Origin of the sequence: Leptotrichia buccalis C-1013-b, from assembly GCF_000023905.1 — a bacterium.
Classification (GTDB): Bacteria; Fusobacteriota; Fusobacteriia; order Fusobacteriales; family Leptotrichiaceae; genus Leptotrichia; species Leptotrichia buccalis.
The window spans coordinates 1496081-1514325 of sequence record NC_013192.1 but is presented as its reverse complement, the minus strand read 5'-3'; the positions used below and the strand labels follow the sequence as shown (position 1 = coordinate 1514325).

Here is an 18245-nt window from a genome sequence, read left to right as displayed (position 1 = left end):
AGAGAATTAACAACAGTTTCAACTATTTCTACAATAGCAGGTGGAGAGCCACAATTAGCTTCACATGTTAATTTAATAACTAATTTAGGAATTAAAAAAAGTGATTTAGAAAAAGTTGTAAATATTTTAAATAAAGAAGTTGATAGTGATTCATCTAATAGATTAAAAGGAGTTGTTGAAAAATGAAAAAAATCTTATTAGTAGCTTTATTTTTATTACAAATTGGAACTGGAAATTTATCATTTTCTGAAACAAATGAAAATAAAAATGTAGTTAAAAAAATAGAAAATAATGTAAAACAAAATAATACAGTGGCTACAACAGAGTATGGTAAAATTCAAGGTTTTGTTCAAGATGGTATATATACTTATTTAGGAGTTCCTTATGCAACTGCTGAAAGATTTATGCCACCTAAGAAAGCAGAAAAATGGGATGGAGTTAAACAAACTGTAACTTTTGGAACATATTTTTCGCAAGGTAAGAGTATGGTTTCAAGTGGAGGTTGGTTTGCAGGACCTAAATTAGAAATGAGTGAAAATTCTCATAATTTAAATATATGGACTCCTGGTATAAAAGATGGAAAGAAAAGACCAGTAATGGTATGGTTACATGGTGGAGGTTTTAGAAGTGGTTCATCTGCTGAAAATTATTTCTATGATGGTAAAAATTTAAGTAAAACAGGAGATGTAGTAATAGTTTCAGTAAATCATAGATTAAATTTATTAGGTTTCTTAGATTTATCAGCTTATGGAAAAAAGTATAAAAATTCAGCCAATGTTGGAATTATGGATTTAGTTGCTTCTCTTGAATGGATAAGGGATAATATAGAAGAATTTGGAGGAGATCCTAATAATGTAACTATATTTGGAGAATCAGGAGGAGGAGCAAAAGTTTTAACTCTTATGGCTACACCAGCAGCAAAAGGTTTATTTCATAAAGCAATATCTGAAAGTGGTGCAGTGGAAGAAATGGGTATGACACTTTTGCCTGAAAAAACAACTAGAAGGGTTGCAGAATTAACTCTTGAAAATTTAGGATTAAATGCAACAAATATAGATGAAATTCAAAAAATACCTTATGAAAAAGTTATGGAAGCAACAGAAAAAGCCTTAGCAAAAACAGCTGAGGAACAAGGTTATAAAAATGTTTTAACTGGACAACCAGGACTTGATTGGGCACCTAAATTAGATAGCTATATTCCAGTAGAACCTGTGGGAGAAAAATATTCAGAACAATCAAGAGATATTCCTTTATTAATAGGTACTAACTTAACAGAATGGGAAACAATGCCATTTGTATTATCAAATAACAAAGTTGAAAATAAAAATACTTTTACTAATGCAGAAATAAAAAAGAAAATGCAAGAAAAATATGGTGATAGAGCAGAAGCAATAGCGAAAGAATTTAAAAAGGCTTATCTAGAAAGAAAAGCAGTAGATGCACTTTATGTTGATGCTTTATTAAGAAAACAAACATTGAAAACAACAAGATTAAAAGCAGATCAAAATGGAGCACCAGTATATAGTTATATTTTTGCTTGGGATAATCCTATGATTGATGGTATGGCAATGTCTTTTCATACAGCAGAAATTCCATTTGTATTTAATAATATAGATAAAGTTGAAGGAACTTTAAAAGGTAGAGGAAAGGATGCCTATAAATTAGCAGGAAAAATTAGTCAAGTTTGGATAAATTTTGCAAGAACAGGGAATCCTAATGCAGAAGGTTTACCAAAATGGTTACCATATAATACTAAAAATGGAGCAGTTATGATTTTTGATGATAAGTCAGAAGTTAAATATAAACATGATGAGGAGTTAATGAAATTATTAGCACCTGACTATAATTTCTAAAATATTATGAGAAGACTGAATATATTAATTTTAATTATTATTAACTTTTTCTATATAAAAAGTATAGAAGCAAGTGTTGGAGGAGAAAAAATGTTAAAAAAAGAATACTTAAATAAAGATAGTACAATAAAAGAACTTTTAACTTATCCAAGTATAAAAGAGTTTTCAAAATTTATTTTACCTCTTGAACATGGTTACAATCCAAACTCAAAATTAAAAGATATAGCTTATTTATTACCATATCATAATAATATAAATACTGATACAACTTTAAAGAGTATTAATTATATAATTGATAGAAGTGAAAAGGGTGAAGAGATATTCTATAAAATTTATACCGATAAAGAAATAAAAGAAGATAAGAGCAAAGCAAATACAGGAATATTTTTCTTTAAAGGAAATAAAAATGTACCTTTTGCTATAATCAATGCGGGTGGAGGCTTTTCCTATGTTGGTTCTATACATGAGGGTTTTCCTTATGCAATAGAATTAAATAAAAGAGGTTATAATGCTTTTGTTTTACAATATAGAGTTGAAGATGGTTATAGGGCAACTCAGGACCTAGCAAGAGCAATATCATATATAATTGAAAATAAAAATTTATTTGAAGTTGATATAAATAATTACTCTTTATGGGGAAGTTCAGCAGGAGCTAGGATGGTTGCAGCAATTGGCTCAAGAGGTTTAGTTTCTTTTGGAGAAAAAAATTATACTAAACCCAATACAATAGTTATGCTTTACACAGGATTAGCTAGTTTTACACTAAATGATCCTCCTACATTTATGGCAGTTGGTGACAGAGATGGAATTGCTAATCCAAGAGTTGTTGAAAATAGATTTAATGAAATGAAAAAAGCAGGCTTAAAAGTAGAATTTCATAAATATAAAAATGTAGAGCATGGCTTTGGATTAGGCATTAGAACTTCAGCAGAAAATTGGATAGATAGTGCTATAAAATTTTGGGAAAAGCAAAGTGTAAGATATGAAAAGTGACTAACTTATGGTTGAGGGTATGGCAATGTCTTTCAACACAGCAGAAATTCCATTTGTATTTAATAATATAGATAAAGTTGAAGGAACTTTAAAAGGTAGAGGAAAGGATGCCTATAAATTAGCAGGAAAAATTAGTCAAGTTTGGATAAATTTTGCAAGAACAGGGAATCCTAATGCAGAAGGTTTACCAAAATGGGAACCATATAATCGTAAAAATGGGACAGTTATGATTTTTAACGATAAGTCAGAAATAAAACATAAACATGATGAAGAGTTAATGAGATTATTAGCACCTGGCTATAATTTCTAAAATTATTATCAATTATGACATTTTTAATAGGAGGTATGGCAATGGCAAATTATAGAAATAATCCTTTTACATTTGTATATGATGGAGCGATTACAAAAAATGAAAAAGGAAAGGTAAATGTAGAAAAAGTAAGTTATAAAATTAATGGAATTGATATTGCAGCTAATGTATACAAACCTGCAAGTTATACTCCAAATGGTAAATTTCCAGCAATAGTAGTGGCACACCCAAATGGTGGAGTTAAAGAACAAGTTGCAGGGTTATATGCACAAAAATTAGCAGAACAAGGATATGTTACAATAGCTTTTGATGCTGCTTATCAAGGAGCAAGTGGAGGAAAACCTCGTTATGTAGATAAACCTGCAAATCGTATGGAAGATATAAGAGCTGCAGCTGATTTCATAACTCAATATCCTGGTGTAGATAAAAATAGATTAGGTTTATTAGGAATTTGTGGTGGAGGTGGCTACTCAATAAAAGTAGCACAAACAGATAAAAGATTTAAAACTGTAGCGACTGTAAGTATGTTTAATACAGGTGATGTTAGACGTAATGGATATAATCGTACACAAATGGATACTATACAAACTCGTTTAAAAGATGCTTCAGATGCAAGAGCACAAGAAGCAGCAGGTGGAGAAGTTAGATACACACCAGCTTTTGCAGATGGAATGACAAAAGAAGAAATAGCAGCATTACCTTTTGAATTGTATAGAGATGGTTATGAATATTATGGAGTAACTCATAAACACCCAAATTCTCAAACTAATAATACAGTTAGTAGCTTATTAGATTTAATGTCTTTTGATGTTAACACTAATGTAGATTTGATAAATCAACCATTATTAATGATAGCTGGAGATAAGGCTGATAGTTTGTATATGACAGAAGAAGTTTTTAAAAATGCAACTGGAACAAATAATAAAGAATTATTTTTAGTAAAAGGTGCGACTCATATTCAAACTTACTGGAAGCCTGAGTTTGTGAAAGAAATTAGTGGAAAATTGACACAGTTTTATAATAAAAATTTATAAAACAAAGAATATAGAGTATATTTAAAAATAAAACAGGAGGCAAAAAAATGAAAAATTTTGTAAATAGATTTTGTAAAGTAATTTTAAATATGGCAGTATTATTTGGATTTATTGCATGTGGAAATAATTCTTCAGCAGTAAATAAGCAAAATTCAGGAAAAAACGGAAATGCAAAAAAAGGGAACGGAAAAGTCTTAGTTGTATATTATTCACAGACAGGTACAACTGAAGGAGTTGCTAAAATTATTGCGAGAGAAACGAATGCAGATTTGGTTAAATTGGAAGTAAAAAACGAGTATACAAGTGATGATTTGAATTGGACTGATAAAAATAGTAGAGTTAACAGAGAACATGATAACCCAAATAGTAGAAATGTAGAATTGAAAAATGCGGTTATTCCTGATTTTTCTTCATATGATACCGTATTTATCGGGTATCCGATTTGGTGGAGAGAGGCTTCCTGGGTTCTGGATGATTTTGTTAAGAAAAATGATTTTACTGGAAAAACTGTAATTCCGTTTGGTACATCAATGTCAACAGGAGATGGGACTAGCGGAAACAGATTGAAAAAATTGACAAAAACAGGAAACTGGGTTGATGGACAAAGATTTTCCAGCAGTTATAATGAATCTGAGGTTGTAGATTGGGTGAAAAGCTTAAAATACTGAATAGAAACTGGAGATGCAGAGTGGTATGAAGAAGTTTCAGATGAAGAATATGAAAAACTGAAAATTGAATTTTCTACTGATTTATGATACAATTGTACTATTATTATAAAATCATGGAATGGAGTTTGATTATGAATAAGGAAAGACTTGCAGCTTTTATGGATGCCGTACTTGCAATTATTATGACAATTCTCATATTAGAGCTGAAAAAGCCTGAAACAGCAACTTTAAAAGCCCTTTGGAATCTGAGAGTAGATTTTTTTGCATATACGCTTTCATTTTTCTGGCTTGGAACAATGTGGGTAAATCTGCATAATGAATGGCATAAAATAAAATATATTACACCGTCAATTGTCTGGGTAAATGTAGTAATACTTTTCTTTTCTTCATTTTTTCCATATGTAACTTCTTTTGTCACTTCATATTATAACAGTAGTGTAGCACAAGGATTTTATGGGATAATAGTTCTAGCTGTTACATTCTGCAATATAATTTCGTTGTATCTGATAGAAAAGGTGAATAAACATGATAAAGAATTGCAGGAATCATTAAAAATAATGATAAGATGGATAAAAGTTGATATAAGTATAAAAATAATTGGGTTAATAATATCGTGTATATTTTATCCGCCAGCAATGATGATAAGTGTTTATATTACTTTATTTGGAATTGCATTTCCGGAACAGTATAAGGCAATAAAAAGAAGAAGGGATTAATAATAGGAGTAGTAAATCTAATACTGATCATGAAAATGTAAAGCATTGGCATGGAGCAACGAAAGACAGCTGGTTTTCACATATTGCCATTACAGCTGGAGATGCAGAGTGGTTTGAAGAAGTTTCAGATGAAGAATATGAAAAACTGAAAATTGAATTTTCTACTGATTTATGATACAATTGTACTATTATTATAAAATCATGGAATGGAGTTTGATTATGAATAAGGAAAGACTTGCAGCTTTTATGGATGCCGTACTTGCAATTATTATGACAATTCTCATATTAGAGCTAAAAAAGCCTGAAACAGCAACTTTAAAAGCCCTTTGGAATTTAAGAGTAAATTTTTTTGCATATACGATTTCATTTTTCTGGCTTGGAACAATGTGGGTAAATCTGCATAATGAATGGCATAAAATAAAATACATTACACCGGCAGTTGTCTGGGGAAACGTAGTTTTACTGTTTTTTTCTTCGTTTTTTCCTTATGTGACTTCTTTTGTCACTTCATATTACAACAGTAGTGTAGCACAAGGATTTTATGGGATAATAGTTCTGGCTGTTACATTTTGTAATATAATTTCTGGGCATTTGATAGGAAAAGCAAATAGAAACGATGAGAAATCACAGGAATCATTAAAAATAAGGATGAGATGGTTAAGTATTGATATAATTATAAAAATTATGGGGTTAATAATATCGTGCACCTTTTATCCGCCTGCAATGATGATAAGTGTTTATATTACTTTACTTGGAATTGTACTTCCCGCACAATATAAGGCGGCAAAAAGAAGAAGGTAAACAATAGTATTCTTCTTCTTGACTTTACTTTGAAACAAGGATATACTTTATTGAGTAGAAATTAACAAAATGAAGCTGGAATAGATAATATGACAAAATTACGTAAGGAATGGGGAATGAAGTATCCTGAAGAAGAGTAGCGAATAGAAGGTAATTGTAAATTGGTTGATGATGCTTGATATTCAAATAAAAAGGAGATGTTTGGTTATGAAAAAAATAATGAATTTTGTATTGTTTATGTTATGTCTTTTTTCATTTAATATTGCTGTAAATGCGGCAGCTAAGATAAATCCAGTAATACAGGAAATAAGGAATGAAAAGAGCAGAACGGATAAGGAAAAACTGACAGTGAGAGAAGAAGTTGCTGATGACGAAGCTGGAGTAGCAGAAGTAAGTTATTACTATAAAGGGAATATACTGAGAAAAATAATATGTCATAATCATTTTGAGACAGGGACTGAATACAGAGAATATTATATAAAAAATAATAAAGTTTACTTTATATATGAAAAAATGACACATACAGAACATATTATAAAAGTAATGCCTACAGGAGAGTCTATATGGAAAGAAAATCCTAAAGTTCTTGGAATTTCTGAAAAGAGATACTATTTTGATTCTAATGGAGAAATTGTAAGATATGTTGATGAAAAAGGAAATATTCATGAAAATGATTCACAAATGAAAGAAGCAGACAAAGAGATTAGATTATATAAACCAAGTTTTTTAGAAAATAGATTATAAGTTTGAAAGTAAAAGTAAAATAACCCAAGTTTATAAATTAATGAAAACTTGGGATTTTTTGTTATAATACGAATTAATGTTTTTAGGAAAGCAATTTCTGAAAATAGATAAATGATTTCCGTCGTCAAAAACTTGCAGTAAATCTGGAAATTTAAAAGGACACTTGAAATTACCAGATAGTAATTATAAGTGCGAATGTTGTGGAATTGAAATTGATAGAGTAAAAAATGACATGAATAATTTTTATAAACTGGTCTTATGTCAAGAAAAGCGAATGATACCCAAGAATACTGCACAGAAATTGTTTTTGAATGGCTACTTAAAAATCTTAATTTTTAGAAAACATAAAGCAAATAACGAGAGAAATACCATACAAAACTGACAGTCATAGAGAAGAAATAATTGATAAAAAATATTAAAAAATAATACAAGGGCTGGTAAAATCCAGTCCTTTTTAGTATAATTACTATTATGGATTCAAATGTAAGGAGAAGGAGTAAGATGAAAAAAGACAGATTAGTGGGCTTTTTTGATGGAGTTATAGCGATTATAATAACAGTTTTGGTATTGGAACTGCCTAAAATAAAAGGTACGACATTGGCAGCCATTTGGGAAAATAGAGTGCATTATTTTGCATATATAACGACATTTATACTATTTGTAATATTTTGGGATACTCATCATATGATATTTGACAAGGTTGAGAAAATAAATTCTAAAATAGTTAAAATACAGATGCTTCTATTGTTTTTAAATACGCTGTTTCCATATATAACATTGTGGGTTTCTGAAAATCCTTACAGCTATTTGGTGGAATGCGTGTATATATTTTTTCTGTTGGGAGAAAACATCATTTATTCGTGGCTTTGTGATGAACTTGTGAAGGCAGATCCCAAGAATATAAAGCTAAAGAAAACAGTAATAAGTCTTAAAAGACACAAAATAACAACAATTTTACAAATTTCTTCTTTTATAATAGGTTTATTTAATCCAATGCTTATGCTAATAATAGGATTTATTTCATTGTCAATATGGTATATTCCAATACCAAAAATTAGAAAAAATAAATAAAAATTGTCGTTATTTGTTAATTAAATGTCGCTTTTTGTTATTGAATTTAAAATATATCTTTGATAGAATAATTGTATAAAAATGAAAAGAGAGGAAATTAAAGATATGAAAAAAGTAATTTTATTGACAGGAGCAAGTAGCGGAATTGGATATCAGACAGCAGAAAGTCTGGCAAAAGAAGGGCATATAGTTTATGGTGCAATAGAAGATGTCGAGATAAGTGAAGCGAAAATGCAGTTTGAGGTGAATTTATTTGGATTGGCGAGATTGGTTCAATTAGTGCTTCCGCATATGAGAAAGCAAAAATCAGGTAGAATTATAAATGTTTCTTCGATGGGAGGAAGATTGACAACTTATTTTGGAGCATGGTACCATGCAACTAAATATGCACTTGAGGCATTTAGTGATGCGTTACGTATGGAAGTGGCTGATTTTGGAATAGATAGCCAGATGGGATAAAAACTGACTGGGGAATTATTGCTGCTGATAAATTAGCAAATTCTGCAAAAGGTGGAGCATATGAAAAAGAAGCATCCAAAACAGCAGAAGGAATGAAAAAGCAATATTCAGGAAATATGCTTTCAAATCCGGTTGTTATTACAAAAGCAATTTCAAAAGCGATAAACAGTAACCGTCCTAAAGCAAGATATTTAATAGGTTTTATGGCAAAACCTCTTGTATTTTTACATACTATTCTTCCAGCAAGAGTTTTTGATAAGATTATGAAAAGTGCTTCAAAATAGGAAAAATAATTGAAAATTGAATTTTGCTTAGAAAATTATAGAAAAAAATTAATTCTTGAAAATGAAAAATTCAATATAATAAAAAATGAGAAAAATGGAGAAAATATGAAAATAACTATGCCAAAGCAGTTTCAGGATTTTTTAAAGAGTATTGGATTATCAATTGAAAATATTCTTGAACAAGCGGGAATACCGAATATTTTGTGGAAAGAAGAAATTCAGCTTTCTACTGAGGAATATTATTTATTTTTGAAAAAAATTGATGAAGTCATTACTGATGAACAAATTTCAGCGATTAGCAATATTGATAATTTAAATGTGTTTATTCCTTCATTTTTTGCGGCACTTTCTTCAAAAAATGGACTTGAAGGTTTAAAAAGGCTGGCAAAATACAAGAAATTAATAGGGCCTGTTTTTTTGGAAATTAAAGAATTTGAAGAAATAGTTCAAGTTCAGTATTTTTTTGAACAAAGGGAAAAGGAATTACCACGTTTTGCAGTTTTGAATGAGCAGCTTATGTTGATAAATTTATTGAATAAAGGAATTGGAAAGGAAATATTTCCAGTAAGTGTTACAAGTCCTTTTGAGTATGGTGAATTATTGACAAAAGAGATAAATTCTACGATAAATAAAGCAAAACAAAATGAAGTCATTTTTAACATGAAAGATTTGAAAAAGCCATTTTTGACAGCAAATAATATAATGGTGGAATATTTGGAACCGCAATTGAAACAGAAACTGGCAGAAATGGAAAGTGAGACATTTGAAACTTTTGCAAGCAGAGTTCAGAAAAAACTTTTTCAGCTTATTCCGAGCGGGCAGTTTGGATTGGAAAATGTAGCAGAAGAGTTTGGGATAAGTGGAAGGACTCTTCAAAGAAATCTGTCGGCAGAAAATACCAGTTTTAATCAGATGGTAAAAGATATTCAAAAAATAATGACCTTCAACTATTTGGAAGCAAAGGAACTTTTAATAGATGAAATAGCCTATCTAGTAGGATATACTGAAACTTCTTCCTTTTATCGGGCATTTAAGAAATGGACAGGGAAAACAGTATCGCAGTATCAGAAGGACAAAAAATAAATATTAAAATACGTTATAAATCTGGCGTATTTTTTTGCCGTATTTACAACTGTTTTAACTTTCAAAACGATTACTGACACAACAAAAGTCACAAAATTACAAGTGATTTTCTTGCTGAAAGTATAAATACAAATCCTGTTATCGTACGGAAAATTTTGATGCAACTAAAAAAATAAAGGGTTAATTAATATTGCGAGAGGGTTGGAGAAATTGAGGTGACTAGACCTTTAAAAGACATAACATTTTATGGTGTGTATGGAGTGATTGAGCCAATAGAGATAACGAATTATTTAATTTTTATCTTTTTGCCTGTAAGCCTATTTTTTTAGCTCAAACTCATAATCATCCAATTCTATTTGCAAATTTGCGAATCTTTTGTACAAATATTGAAAATAAGGATTTTTTGTATTCAGTTCTTCTTTTCCTATTTCTTCATTAATTTTACGAATTTCTTTTCTTAAATCTCTCATTCTATCTTTTAGTTCTTCTCATTCTCGCTTTTTCTCATTAAGATTTTTAAGTTCTCTATTAAATTTTGAGATATTAGAATTTTATTTGTTCATGTTACTGAGTATAACATATAAAATTATTAGAATAATTATTAAAAACATAGTTAATCCTTTTTTTTGATTTATTTTTTAGTATAACATATTTAAGTAAATTTTTAAATAATAGAAAAAAAATAAAAAGTTTTAAATAATAAAATTTGCATTTTTAAAATTTATGGGTTATACTCATATTAAGAAAAAATTATGCAATTGTTAATCTAGGAGGTTTCCAAAATGGAAGAAAAAATGAAAGCGTTTGTAATGAAAAGAATCGGAGAAGTTGGTTGGATTACAAAAGATAGACCTAAATGTGGGCCGACAGATGCAATTATAAAACCACTTGCACTTGCACCATGCACTTCAGATATACATACTGTTTATGAAGGTGGAGTTGGAGAAAGACATGATATGGTCTTAGGGCATGAAGCTTGTGGAGAAATAGTTGAAGTTGGGGAATTAGTTAAAGATTTTAAAGTTGGAGATAGAATATTAGTTGCAGCGATAACTCCAGATTGGAATTCGGTAGAGGCTCAGGCAGGATATTCAATGCATGGTGGAGGAATGCTTGCTGGATGGAAATTTTCAAATGTCAAAGATGGTGTTTTTGGCGAATATTTTCACGTTAATGATGCAGATGGTAATTTAGCATTAATTCCAAAAGGTATGGATTACGGAACAGCATGTATGTTAAGTGATATGGTACCTACTGGATTTCATAGTGCAGAACTTGCTGATATTCAATTTGGTGATGTTGTTGCAGTATTTGGATTGGGACCTGTAGGACTTATGGGAGTTGCAGCAGCTGCATTAAAAGGAGCTGGAAGAATAATTGCTGTGGATTCAAGAGAACAAGTTGTACCAATCGCAAAAGCGTATGGTGCGACAGATATTGTTGACTTTAAAAAAGCACCTGCAGACGAACAAATTATGGAATTGACAGATGGAAAAGGTGTAGATAGAGTGTTAATTGCTGGAGGAGATCAGAGAGTATTTGCTACTGCTATAAAGATTTTAAAACCAGGCGGACGGATTGGAAATGTAAATTATCTGGGAAGCGGAGAATTTATACAGATACCTAGAGTTGAATGGGGAACTGGAATGGCACACAAGCAAATTTTTGGAGGGCTTATGCCAGGTGGAAGATTAAGACTTGAAAAATTGGCAAGATTGATTGAATTTGGAAAATTAGATCCAAGTCTTTTAATTACTCATAGATTTGAAGGTTTTGAAAATGTTGAAAAGGCACTAGAACTTATGAGAACAAAAGCTGATGGAGTAATAAAACCAGTAGTTTATATGACTTCACAAAGAATAAATGAATAAAAAAGGCCAAAAGAAAAAAGGTGAAAAAATTGAAAATACTTGTTATTTCTGGCTTTCTTGGAGCAGGAAAAACTACATTTATTAAAGAAATGGTTAAAAGCACAAAAAGGGAATATGTAATTTTTGAAAATGAATTTGGAGATGTAAATATTGATGGTGAAATCTTGAGAAATAATACTGAAGAGATGAAAGAAAATAACCAGAAAAATGGAAATGTAGAATTAAACGTATGGGAACTTACAAGCGGATGTGCCTGTTGCAGTACAAAGGCAGATTTTATATCTTCACTTCTTGTAATTGATAATACTTTAAATCCTGATTTTTTAATAGTCGAACCATCAGGAATAGCTATTTTGAGCAATATCTTAAAAAATGTGACAAATACTGGCTATGACAGAATAAAAATGTTCCCGCCAATAACAATAATTGATGCTGGCACATATTTTAAGTATAAAAATAAATATGATGAAATATTCATAGACCAGATAAAAATGGCAGCACATATACAGCTTTCAAAAGTCGAAAATATGGTAGATGAAGAGTTACAGCTAATTTATGAAGACATAAAATCGTTTAATCCAAATGCTGATATTTTTACAAATGATTATCATAATCAAAATACGGATTACTGGAATGCACTTTTTAGCGGAGAACTTCTAAAAACAGAAAATTCAGATTTAATAGATGTTAAAAATAAAATGCAGAATGTTACTTATAAAAATTCATATGCTGATAATCCCGCCATTCTCGTGTCTTTTCTGGATAAGATGATTTTAGGACATTATGGGGATATAAACAGGGCAAAAGGAGTATTTAAAGGATTTAACTGCAATATGTGCTTTGATGTGGTGAATACGAATTATAATATTATAATTTTGGAAAACGGTACTGAGAATAATGCAGTTTTTATAGGAAATCAGATTGACAGGGAACTGTTAATACAGGATCTTGATAAGATGAAAAAGTTGAAGCAGGAAATTTAATAAGTTTTATATTTTATAATATTATAAAACAAGAACTTTTTAATAACTCCTGTCATAGAAATAAAAAAATATAATGAATGATAAAAAAGGGCTGGATTTTTTTCAGTCCATTTTTGTCTATAAATATAAATTTATTTAACCTTATAGTTTAATATTAAAAGAGTTTGGATATGCTATAAAATTTTGGAAAAAAATCTGAAAATAATTTATTATTATTCTGAAAGTCATTATTTGGTAAATTCTAAATTAAAAGGAGAAATATTATTTGATTGCTATATAGAGTGTACCTTGAGAATTAAGTGATAAAAAATGACTAAAGTCTTAAATTTGATTGAAAATAAGAAGTTCTCATTTTATTTTAATCTAATGAATGTATTATAATTATACAATAATAATTAATTTTTTAAATGTATCCTAAAGTATTGTGTTAATGTTTTATAATTAAATAGATAATAAAAATAGTTATTAATTATATAGCAGTGTCTGCAAGTTATAATAGTTTATAGAGAGATTAGATGTAAAATGATAGAAAATTTAAGGAGATGATGGAATGAAAGATTTTACAGGACAAAGTATAATGGCTAATTATTTTAGAGGAATAGAAGCTGTAGGAGGAAAAATTCATTTTTATGAAGATAAATTGATTTTTAAGTCACATGTATTTAATATTCAAAGAGGCGAAACGGAAATAAAATATTCTGACATAGCTGAAATACAAAAAAGAAATACATTACTTATAGCACCAAATGGTATAAGTATTGTAACAAAAGATGGATTTAAGCATAAATTTGTACTTAATGGAAGAAATAAGGTTATAGAATTTCTTAATAGTAAAATAGGATGAAAGATTGGTATAGAAATATTTAATTAAAGGCTGGAATTTTTTCAGTCTTTTTTGTATGGCAATAAAGAATTTGTTTTGTTGTTAAAATTATATTTTAAAAAAGAAATGTAAATAAAAAATAGGGTATAATATTACTGTATAAAATTTAAAATATAAATTTTGTTAATATTGAAAAAATATAGAAAGGACAAGTTATGAAAAAGATAATTTTAATTTTGGTAAGTGTGTTTTTTAGTAAGCTGTAGTGGGAATATTCCCTTTTCGGAGGATGAAAAAGGAGCTTTAAAAAAGGCAAAAACGGAAATCGCTGAAATGAAGAAAAATCCGACAATGGCGGAAAAGGAGAGAATTTTGCAAAAGGGGCTAGAAGTTCAGAAAAAATATTTACGAATTGGGGTAGTGTATTTTAAAAGTGTGGAAAAGGACATTCCGATGGCAGATTATTATCTGGCAAGAAATTATAGTGCGAGAGGGGAAAATGAAGAGGCACTGAAATGGGCAAGAAAAGGCTCGAACAGAGGAGTGAAGGAAGCAAGTGCATTTGCAGGACATATTTATGCTAATCAGAGAGATGAAATGAATGCAAGAAAATATTATATAAAGGCAATGGATCAGGGAGATTATAGGGAAGATACCTTGTTTAGAGTGTGGGTATATGGAGAAAGGAAAGAAATTAATAGCGAAGTGGTGGAAGCGTTTAAAAGAAATTTAAATAAAAATATTGAGGTAAAAAATGCTTTGGCTTTTTATTATCAGAGGCACGATTACTTTGATGAAGCTGAAAAACTCTACAAGGAGCTTGTTAATGAAAAATATCCGAATGCAGAAAGACTTTTAGGGGAACTTTATATGTCGAAAAAAGATTATGACAAAGCTGAAGAATGGTTATTAAAAGAATCGGAAAATTTATTTTCACATTCAGAAGACAATGTAAAACGGATTGAAGAAAAAAGAGCAAGATTATTACGTCTGTTAGCAAAAGTTTATGAAATGAAAGGAGATTACGGCAAGGCTGAAAATAATCTTTTAAAAGCAAAAGAACTTGCACATAAGGAACTTGCATTAACGAGTTTAGCCAAATTGTACGAAAAGCAGGGGAAATATAATCAAGCTCTGAAAATAAATGACGAATTAGAAGAATTGAAGAAAACAAAAAAAAGAAAAATTAAATCATAAAAGAAATAAAAAATGGAGAATTTTATGAGAATAGAGAAACTGGAATTTGTAAAAAATATTGATAAATTTGAAAATAATTCTGATGAATATGTGGAGATTAATTTAAATAGGAAGGTAAAGGAACTTTCAAGTGTTTCATATGAAAAAAAATTATACAGTTTTTATTTCTCAATAGGAGAAGATGGGAGAATAAATTCGCTGGAAATTCTTAATATATTGAAAATGGCTAAATTTACACATAAAATAGAAATTCCTGAAAATATAATAGAAGGCGATATTTATTTTAAGAGGGAAGAATACAATGAAGCTGGTATAAAAGTTAAAGAATTAGATTTTTTGGAGATTGATATTTCCAAGAATATTATCGGATGTTATTTTACTGACAAAAGATTTAATATTTATTTTGGAGTAAAAATTTGTGAAAATATAGTAATTTTAATTAGGGCGTGTCTGAAAACTCAAAATCAATGATATTTTTAATGATTATTTAAATTTATTTTATTAAAATCATTATGCATCCTATATAAATAAAATTTATGAATGTGCTTGCCAGCTTATCATAGCGTGTCCCTATTCTGCGGAACTGTTTAAGCTTATTGAAAAAACATTCCACAAGATGTCTTTCCTTGTAGATATGGTAATCGCATTCCCATTTGTTTACTGCATTTGACTTCGGAGGTATTACACATTCTCCCCCGTGTTTTCTTATGTACTCCCGAACTTCCTTTGTTCCGTATGCCTTGTCTGCCAGTATGTTGCTGCCTTTTATGCTTAGCTGCGACAATATTTTAATTGCTTGCGTACTATCATGAATCTGTCCTGCAGTAAGTTTTATGTACAGCGGATTTCCAAGTCCATCAACAACTGCATGGATTTTAGTTGTCCTTCCCCCTGAGCTTCTCCCGATGTGCTGATTCACTTCTGAATCTTTTGCCCTTTTTTAGCTCCTGCACTGCTCTGGTGGGCTTTAACTACTGTAGAGTCAATGCTCAAGTTCTCATAGTCGGCATCTTCCCTTAAATGCTCAAATATTTTAAGCAGAGTCCCCTCGTCACGCCATTTGCAGAAACCGGAATAGACCGTCTTCCATGAACCGAAACGTTCAGGAAGGTCTCTCCATGGAGCTCCGCTGCAGGCAATCCACAGCACAGCATTGAACATCAGGCGTAAATCCTTGCCTGGACGTCCTGTCTTAGCTTTGGGAAACATATGCTTTATTTTATTCCACTGTTCATCTGATATTTCATATCTTCTTTGCATGATAGAAGCCTCCTGTGCTTTTCTTTTATTGTATCAGACTGAGAGCAATGTTTCAACTCATTGATTATGGGTATATTATTTGATAATCATTAAAAATATTATTGATTTTGAGTTTTCAGACACGCCCTAATAGGAATAATTATGCAGAAGGAATTTTGATTTATGGAAAATTTGAAATTGAAGATGATAGATTTTACTGGAAAAAGTGAGAATATGGTAAGCGAGCGGGATATGATTTTTTCTTTTAATAACGGAGAGATAAAAATATATTTGTCTTATGAAACAGGAGAACTGAAAAAAATAGAAACAGTTAGTGAAAATGAAAAAATTGAAAAAGAAATTGGAATGGAAGCAGTATTAAAATTTAAGGGGAATTCGGTTATTTCTAGATTATGAATATGAATTGTATGAGTATGTGGAAATAGAAATTGAGGATAAGCTGGAAAAATATTGGGATGATGGAAAAACAGTTTATTTAAAGGAAGGGAAGAAAATTTTTTTAGAAGTTGAAATTTGAGAAGGATATTTGCTATTTTTTGATGATGAATGCAGGATTGTGGGATTTGGTACAGAATGTAAAAATCGAAAGGAATAAAAACTTTGAAAAGGTGGAATTATAAATGAATAAATATATTTTACTGATGTTACTTTGTCTGTTAATAGGATGTAAAAATCAAGGAAATGATGTAGTAATAAAAGATATTGATGATGTTTATTTTTATCTGGAAAATAAGAAAAATCCTGAAAAAGCTCAATTAATGGCAAGAATTGCCTATGAATTGAACAGAGAAAACTATAAAGAAGCGGAAAAGTATTTTTTAAAAGTGGCAAAATATGACAAAACTGCTTATGTTTCAATTGCAGATATGTATTATGAACATATTGATGAAAATGAAGGGAAAAAGAGGTATGAGATAGCTTTTGAAAAAGGAAATAAAAAGGCAGGTACAATTTTAGGTATGATTGCTGAGGATAATAATGATTATAAAAAGGCGGAAGAATGGTACAAAAAATCATTGGATAAAGAGAATGTATTAGGATATAAATCTTTTGCTACGTTTTTATATAAAACAAATAGAAAAAATGAGGCTGAGAAATATTTTATAGAAGCTGGAAATCGCAAAGATGCGGATTCGATGTTAGACTTAATAAAAATATATTATATGAAAAAAGATAATGAAAAATTGAAATACTGGCAAGATAAAATATTAAATACAAAAGAAATTTTTAGATTTGATGATGAAGCAAATGATTTACTGGAATACAGTTTATCAAAAGATAGAATGGATAAAGAGTTCTTTGAGTTGTATATAAAAGGAGAGGAAAGTATTTTAAAAAAAGATTATGATACAGCAGAAAAATATTTTTTACAAATGGAGAAGTTAAAAAAAGAAGGAATTTTGTATACAGCTGATTTTTATTATCGTTTTAAGGATGAAAAAGAAAAAGGAATGGAAAAATATAAAAAAGCATATGAAAATGGTTTAAAGAAAGCTGCTGTTTTTATAGGAATTATTGAGCATAGAAATAGAAATATTGATGAAGCAAAAAAATGGTATAGGATAGCAGCGAATGCAGAATACACTGATTCACAAATATATTTAGCACAAATTTTGGAAGAAGAAGGTTATAAACTCGAATCTTTTGATTTGTATTTAAAAGCAGCTGAGCTAAAAGATTATAGAGCAATTGATTATTTGTTAAAATATTATTATAGAGAAAAAAATTTGAAAGAAATAAAAGAATGGGTAGATGTGGTTAAAAACTCAACAAAATTAAAAAATTATAACGAAGGTCAAAGCGGAAGAATAAAGCAGTATGAAAAATTTTTAAAAGAAAAAGAGTAAAATGATTAATTAATTGTGAAATAAAATGATGAATATGATGTAGTAAAAGCAAAAAGAAAATTGTCTGATAAAGTTTTAAAAAATTCGATTGGAACAGTTGTGATAATATTTCCTGAATTTCCAAATGATTATATGGTAGAGTTTATGAAAGATGAGAAGACTTTGGATATTTTAGTTATTAAGGAGGAGGATATTGAAAAAATTAATATAAATTTGTAAACACAAATACTCTTGTTTTTTTACAAAAA

General features: G+C 29.5%; 22 protein-coding genes. 20 read left to right on the top strand and 2 right to left on the bottom strand.

Annotated features, from left to right (window positions below; all coding sequences use genetic code 11):
• Nucleotides 1-182 precede the first annotated feature (182 nt).
• The 12 genes from LEBU_RS07070 to LEBU_RS07020 all read left to right on the top strand — a co-directional run bounded on the left by LEBU_RS07070 (nt 183) and on the right by LEBU_RS07020 (nt 10016).
• Nucleotides 183-1853 carry a carboxylesterase/lipase family protein gene (locus LEBU_RS07070; RefSeq protein ID WP_015769653.1) on the top strand — a complete coding sequence of 557 codons (1671 nt, stop codon included), beginning with the start codon at nt 183-185 and terminating at the stop codon, nt 1851-1853.
• Between the two features lie 90 nt (nt 1854-1943).
• Entirely contained in the window at nt 1944-2846 is a 903-nt protein-coding gene (locus LEBU_RS07065; protein ID WP_015769652.1) for an alpha/beta hydrolase, read from the top strand.
• A gap of 7 nt (nt 2847-2853) precedes the next feature.
• Nucleotides 2854-3156 carry a carboxylesterase family protein gene (locus tag LEBU_RS07060; RefSeq protein WP_041760609.1) on the top strand — a complete coding sequence of 101 codons (303 nt, stop codon included), beginning with the start codon at nt 2854-2856 and terminating at the stop codon, nt 3154-3156.
• Between the two features lie 41 nt (nt 3157-3197).
• On the top strand, nt 3198-4190 hold the full coding sequence (locus tag LEBU_RS07055) for an alpha/beta hydrolase (protein WP_015769651.1): 993 nt from the start codon (nt 3198-3200) through the stop codon (nt 4188-4190).
• Between the two features lie 47 nt (nt 4191-4237).
• Nucleotides 4238-4858, top strand: a complete 621-nt coding sequence (locus tag LEBU_RS07050; protein WP_015769650.1) for a flavodoxin — start codon at nt 4238-4240, stop codon at nt 4856-4858.
• A gap of 131 nt (nt 4859-4989) precedes the next feature.
• Entirely contained in the window at nt 4990-5574 is a 585-nt protein-coding gene (locus LEBU_RS07045; protein ID WP_015769649.1) for a TMEM175 family protein, read from the top strand.
• Nucleotides 5575-5793: 219 nt separating this feature from the next.
• On the top strand, nt 5794-6375 hold the full coding sequence (locus LEBU_RS07040; RefSeq protein WP_015769648.1) for a TMEM175 family protein: 582 nt from the start codon (nt 5794-5796) through the stop codon (nt 6373-6375).
• Nucleotides 6376-6582: 207 nt separating this feature from the next.
• Nucleotides 6583-7119, top strand: coding sequence for a hypothetical protein (locus LEBU_RS07035; protein ID WP_015769647.1), 537 nt, complete (start codon nt 6583-6585; stop codon nt 7117-7119).
• Between the two features lie 501 nt (nt 7120-7620).
• Nucleotides 7621-8190 carry a TMEM175 family protein gene (locus LEBU_RS07030; protein WP_015769646.1) on the top strand — a complete coding sequence of 190 codons (570 nt, stop codon included), beginning with the start codon at nt 7621-7623 and terminating at the stop codon, nt 8188-8190.
• Between the two features lie 105 nt (nt 8191-8295).
• Nucleotides 8296-8649: an SDR family NAD(P)-dependent oxidoreductase gene (locus LEBU_RS12025; RefSeq protein ID WP_203415691.1), complete on the top strand. Its 354-nt coding sequence runs from the start codon at nt 8296-8298 to the stop codon at nt 8647-8649.
• Nucleotides 8650-8741: 92 nt separating this feature from the next.
• Entirely contained in the window at nt 8742-8933 is a 192-nt protein-coding gene (locus tag LEBU_RS12020; protein ID WP_203415690.1) for a hypothetical protein, read from the top strand.
• 9 nt (nt 8934-8942) lie between these two features.
• A complete protein-coding gene (locus LEBU_RS07020; protein ID WP_015769645.1) occupies nt 8943-10016 on the top strand; it encodes a helix-turn-helix domain-containing protein in 1074 nt (357 codons plus the stop codon).
• A gap of 317 nt (nt 10017-10333) precedes the next feature.
• Here the strand turns inward: LEBU_RS07020 and LEBU_RS12285 are convergent, their stop codons facing one another.
• The gene (locus LEBU_RS12285) at nt 10334-10486 is read right to left on the bottom strand and encodes a hypothetical protein (protein ID WP_238974475.1); all 153 of its coding nucleotides are present in this window, start codon (nt 10484-10486) and stop codon (nt 10334-10336) included.
• 312 nt (nt 10487-10798) lie between these two features.
• Between LEBU_RS12285 and LEBU_RS07015 the strand changes: the two genes are divergently transcribed.
• The 5 genes from LEBU_RS07015 to LEBU_RS06995 all read left to right on the top strand — a co-directional run bounded on the left by LEBU_RS07015 (nt 10799) and on the right by LEBU_RS06995 (nt 15361).
• The gene (locus LEBU_RS07015) at nt 10799-11887 is read left to right on the top strand and encodes an NAD(P)-dependent alcohol dehydrogenase (RefSeq protein ID WP_015769644.1); all 1089 of its coding nucleotides are present in this window, start codon (nt 10799-10801) and stop codon (nt 11885-11887) included.
• A gap of 29 nt (nt 11888-11916) precedes the next feature.
• The gene (locus LEBU_RS07010; protein ID WP_015769643.1) at nt 11917-12870 is read left to right on the top strand and encodes a GTP-binding protein; all 954 of its coding nucleotides are present in this window, start codon (nt 11917-11919) and stop codon (nt 12868-12870) included.
• Between the two features lie 550 nt (nt 12871-13420).
• Nucleotides 13421-13714, top strand: a complete 294-nt coding sequence (locus tag LEBU_RS07005; RefSeq protein ID WP_015769642.1) for a PH domain-containing protein — start codon at nt 13421-13423, stop codon at nt 13712-13714.
• Between the two features lie 312 nt (nt 13715-14026).
• Nucleotides 14027-14890, top strand: coding sequence for a tetratricopeptide repeat protein (locus tag LEBU_RS07000; protein ID WP_238974474.1), 864 nt, complete (start codon nt 14027-14029; stop codon nt 14888-14890).
• Between the two features lie 24 nt (nt 14891-14914).
• Complete coding sequence (locus LEBU_RS06995) at nt 14915-15361, top strand: hypothetical protein (protein WP_015769640.1); 447 nt, start codon at nt 14915-14917, stop codon at nt 15359-15361.
• Between the two features lie 22 nt (nt 15362-15383).
• Here LEBU_RS06995 and LEBU_RS11765 read toward each other — a convergent pair.
• Nucleotides 15384-16150 (bottom strand): IS5 family transposase gene (locus LEBU_RS11765; RefSeq protein WP_238974473.1). Its coding sequence is split into 2 segments (ribosomal slippage): nt 15384-15826 and nt 15826-16150, totalling 768 coding nucleotides; the frame shifts between segments, so codons are not numbered across the junction.
• Between the two features lie 162 nt (nt 16151-16312).
• Here LEBU_RS11765 and LEBU_RS06980 point away from each other — a divergent pair.
• The 3 genes from LEBU_RS06980 to LEBU_RS11760 all read left to right on the top strand — a co-directional run bounded on the left by LEBU_RS06980 (nt 16313) and on the right by LEBU_RS11760 (nt 18216).
• Nucleotides 16313-16546, top strand: a complete 234-nt coding sequence (locus LEBU_RS06980; protein ID WP_015769638.1) for a hypothetical protein — start codon at nt 16313-16315, stop codon at nt 16544-16546.
• A gap of 224 nt (nt 16547-16770) precedes the next feature.
• Nucleotides 16771-17997 carry an SEL1-like repeat protein gene (locus LEBU_RS06975; protein WP_015769637.1) on the top strand — a complete coding sequence of 409 codons (1227 nt, stop codon included), beginning with the start codon at nt 16771-16773 and terminating at the stop codon, nt 17995-17997.
• A gap of 60 nt (nt 17998-18057) precedes the next feature.
• Nucleotides 18058-18216 (top strand): DUF4926 domain-containing protein, encoded by a 159-nt coding sequence (locus LEBU_RS11760; protein ID WP_021769107.1) that lies wholly within the window; start codon nt 18058-18060, stop codon nt 18214-18216.
• Nucleotides 18217-18245: the final 29 nt, after the last annotated feature.

What these genes read in the sequence shown, in the direction of transcription:
- LEBU_RS06995 (WP_015769640.1), top strand. Translation starts at nt 14,915, where the DNA reads ATGAGAATAGAGAAACTGGAATTTGTAAAAAATATTGATAAATTTGAA.
- LEBU_RS07005 (WP_015769642.1), top strand. Translation starts at nt 13,421, where the DNA reads ATGAAAGATTTTACAGGACAAAGTATAATGGCTAATTATTTTAGAGGA.
- LEBU_RS07000 (WP_238974474.1), top strand. Translation starts at nt 14,027, where the DNA reads ATGAAGAAAAATCCGACAATGGCGGAAAAGGAGAGAATTTTGCAAAAG.
- LEBU_RS07060 (WP_041760609.1), top strand. Translation starts at nt 2,854, where the DNA reads ATGGTTGAGGGTATGGCAATGTCTTTCAACACAGCAGAAATTCCATTT.
- LEBU_RS12285 (WP_238974475.1), bottom strand. Translation starts at nt 10,486, where the DNA reads ATGAGAGATTTAAGAAAAGAAATTCGTAAAATTAATGAAGAAATAGGA.
- LEBU_RS12025 (WP_203415691.1), top strand. Translation starts at nt 8,296, where the DNA reads ATGAAAAAAGTAATTTTATTGACAGGAGCAAGTAGCGGAATTGGATAT.
- LEBU_RS06975 (WP_015769637.1), top strand. Translation starts at nt 16,771, where the DNA reads ATGAATAAATATATTTTACTGATGTTACTTTGTCTGTTAATAGGATGT.
- LEBU_RS12020 (WP_203415690.1), top strand. Translation starts at nt 8,742, where the DNA reads ATGAAAAAGCAATATTCAGGAAATATGCTTTCAAATCCGGTTGTTATT.
- LEBU_RS07050 (WP_015769650.1), top strand. Translation starts at nt 4,238, where the DNA reads ATGAAAAATTTTGTAAATAGATTTTGTAAAGTAATTTTAAATATGGCA.
- LEBU_RS07065 (WP_015769652.1), top strand. Translation starts at nt 1,944, where the DNA reads ATGTTAAAAAAAGAATACTTAAATAAAGATAGTACAATAAAAGAACTT.
- LEBU_RS07015 (WP_015769644.1), top strand. Translation starts at nt 10,799, where the DNA reads ATGGAAGAAAAAATGAAAGCGTTTGTAATGAAAAGAATCGGAGAAGTT.
- LEBU_RS07035 (WP_015769647.1), top strand. Translation starts at nt 6,583, where the DNA reads ATGAAAAAAATAATGAATTTTGTATTGTTTATGTTATGTCTTTTTTCA.
- LEBU_RS07030 (WP_015769646.1), top strand. Translation starts at nt 7,621, where the DNA reads ATGAAAAAAGACAGATTAGTGGGCTTTTTTGATGGAGTTATAGCGATT.
- LEBU_RS07070 (WP_015769653.1), top strand. Translation starts at nt 183, where the DNA reads ATGAAAAAAATCTTATTAGTAGCTTTATTTTTATTACAAATTGGAACT.
- LEBU_RS06980 (WP_015769638.1), top strand. Translation starts at nt 16,313, where the DNA reads ATGGAAAATTTGAAATTGAAGATGATAGATTTTACTGGAAAAAGTGAG.
- LEBU_RS07040 (WP_015769648.1), top strand. Translation starts at nt 5,794, where the DNA reads ATGAATAAGGAAAGACTTGCAGCTTTTATGGATGCCGTACTTGCAATT.
- LEBU_RS07055 (WP_015769651.1), top strand. Translation starts at nt 3,198, where the DNA reads ATGGCAAATTATAGAAATAATCCTTTTACATTTGTATATGATGGAGCG.
- LEBU_RS07045 (WP_015769649.1), top strand. Translation starts at nt 4,990, where the DNA reads ATGAATAAGGAAAGACTTGCAGCTTTTATGGATGCCGTACTTGCAATT.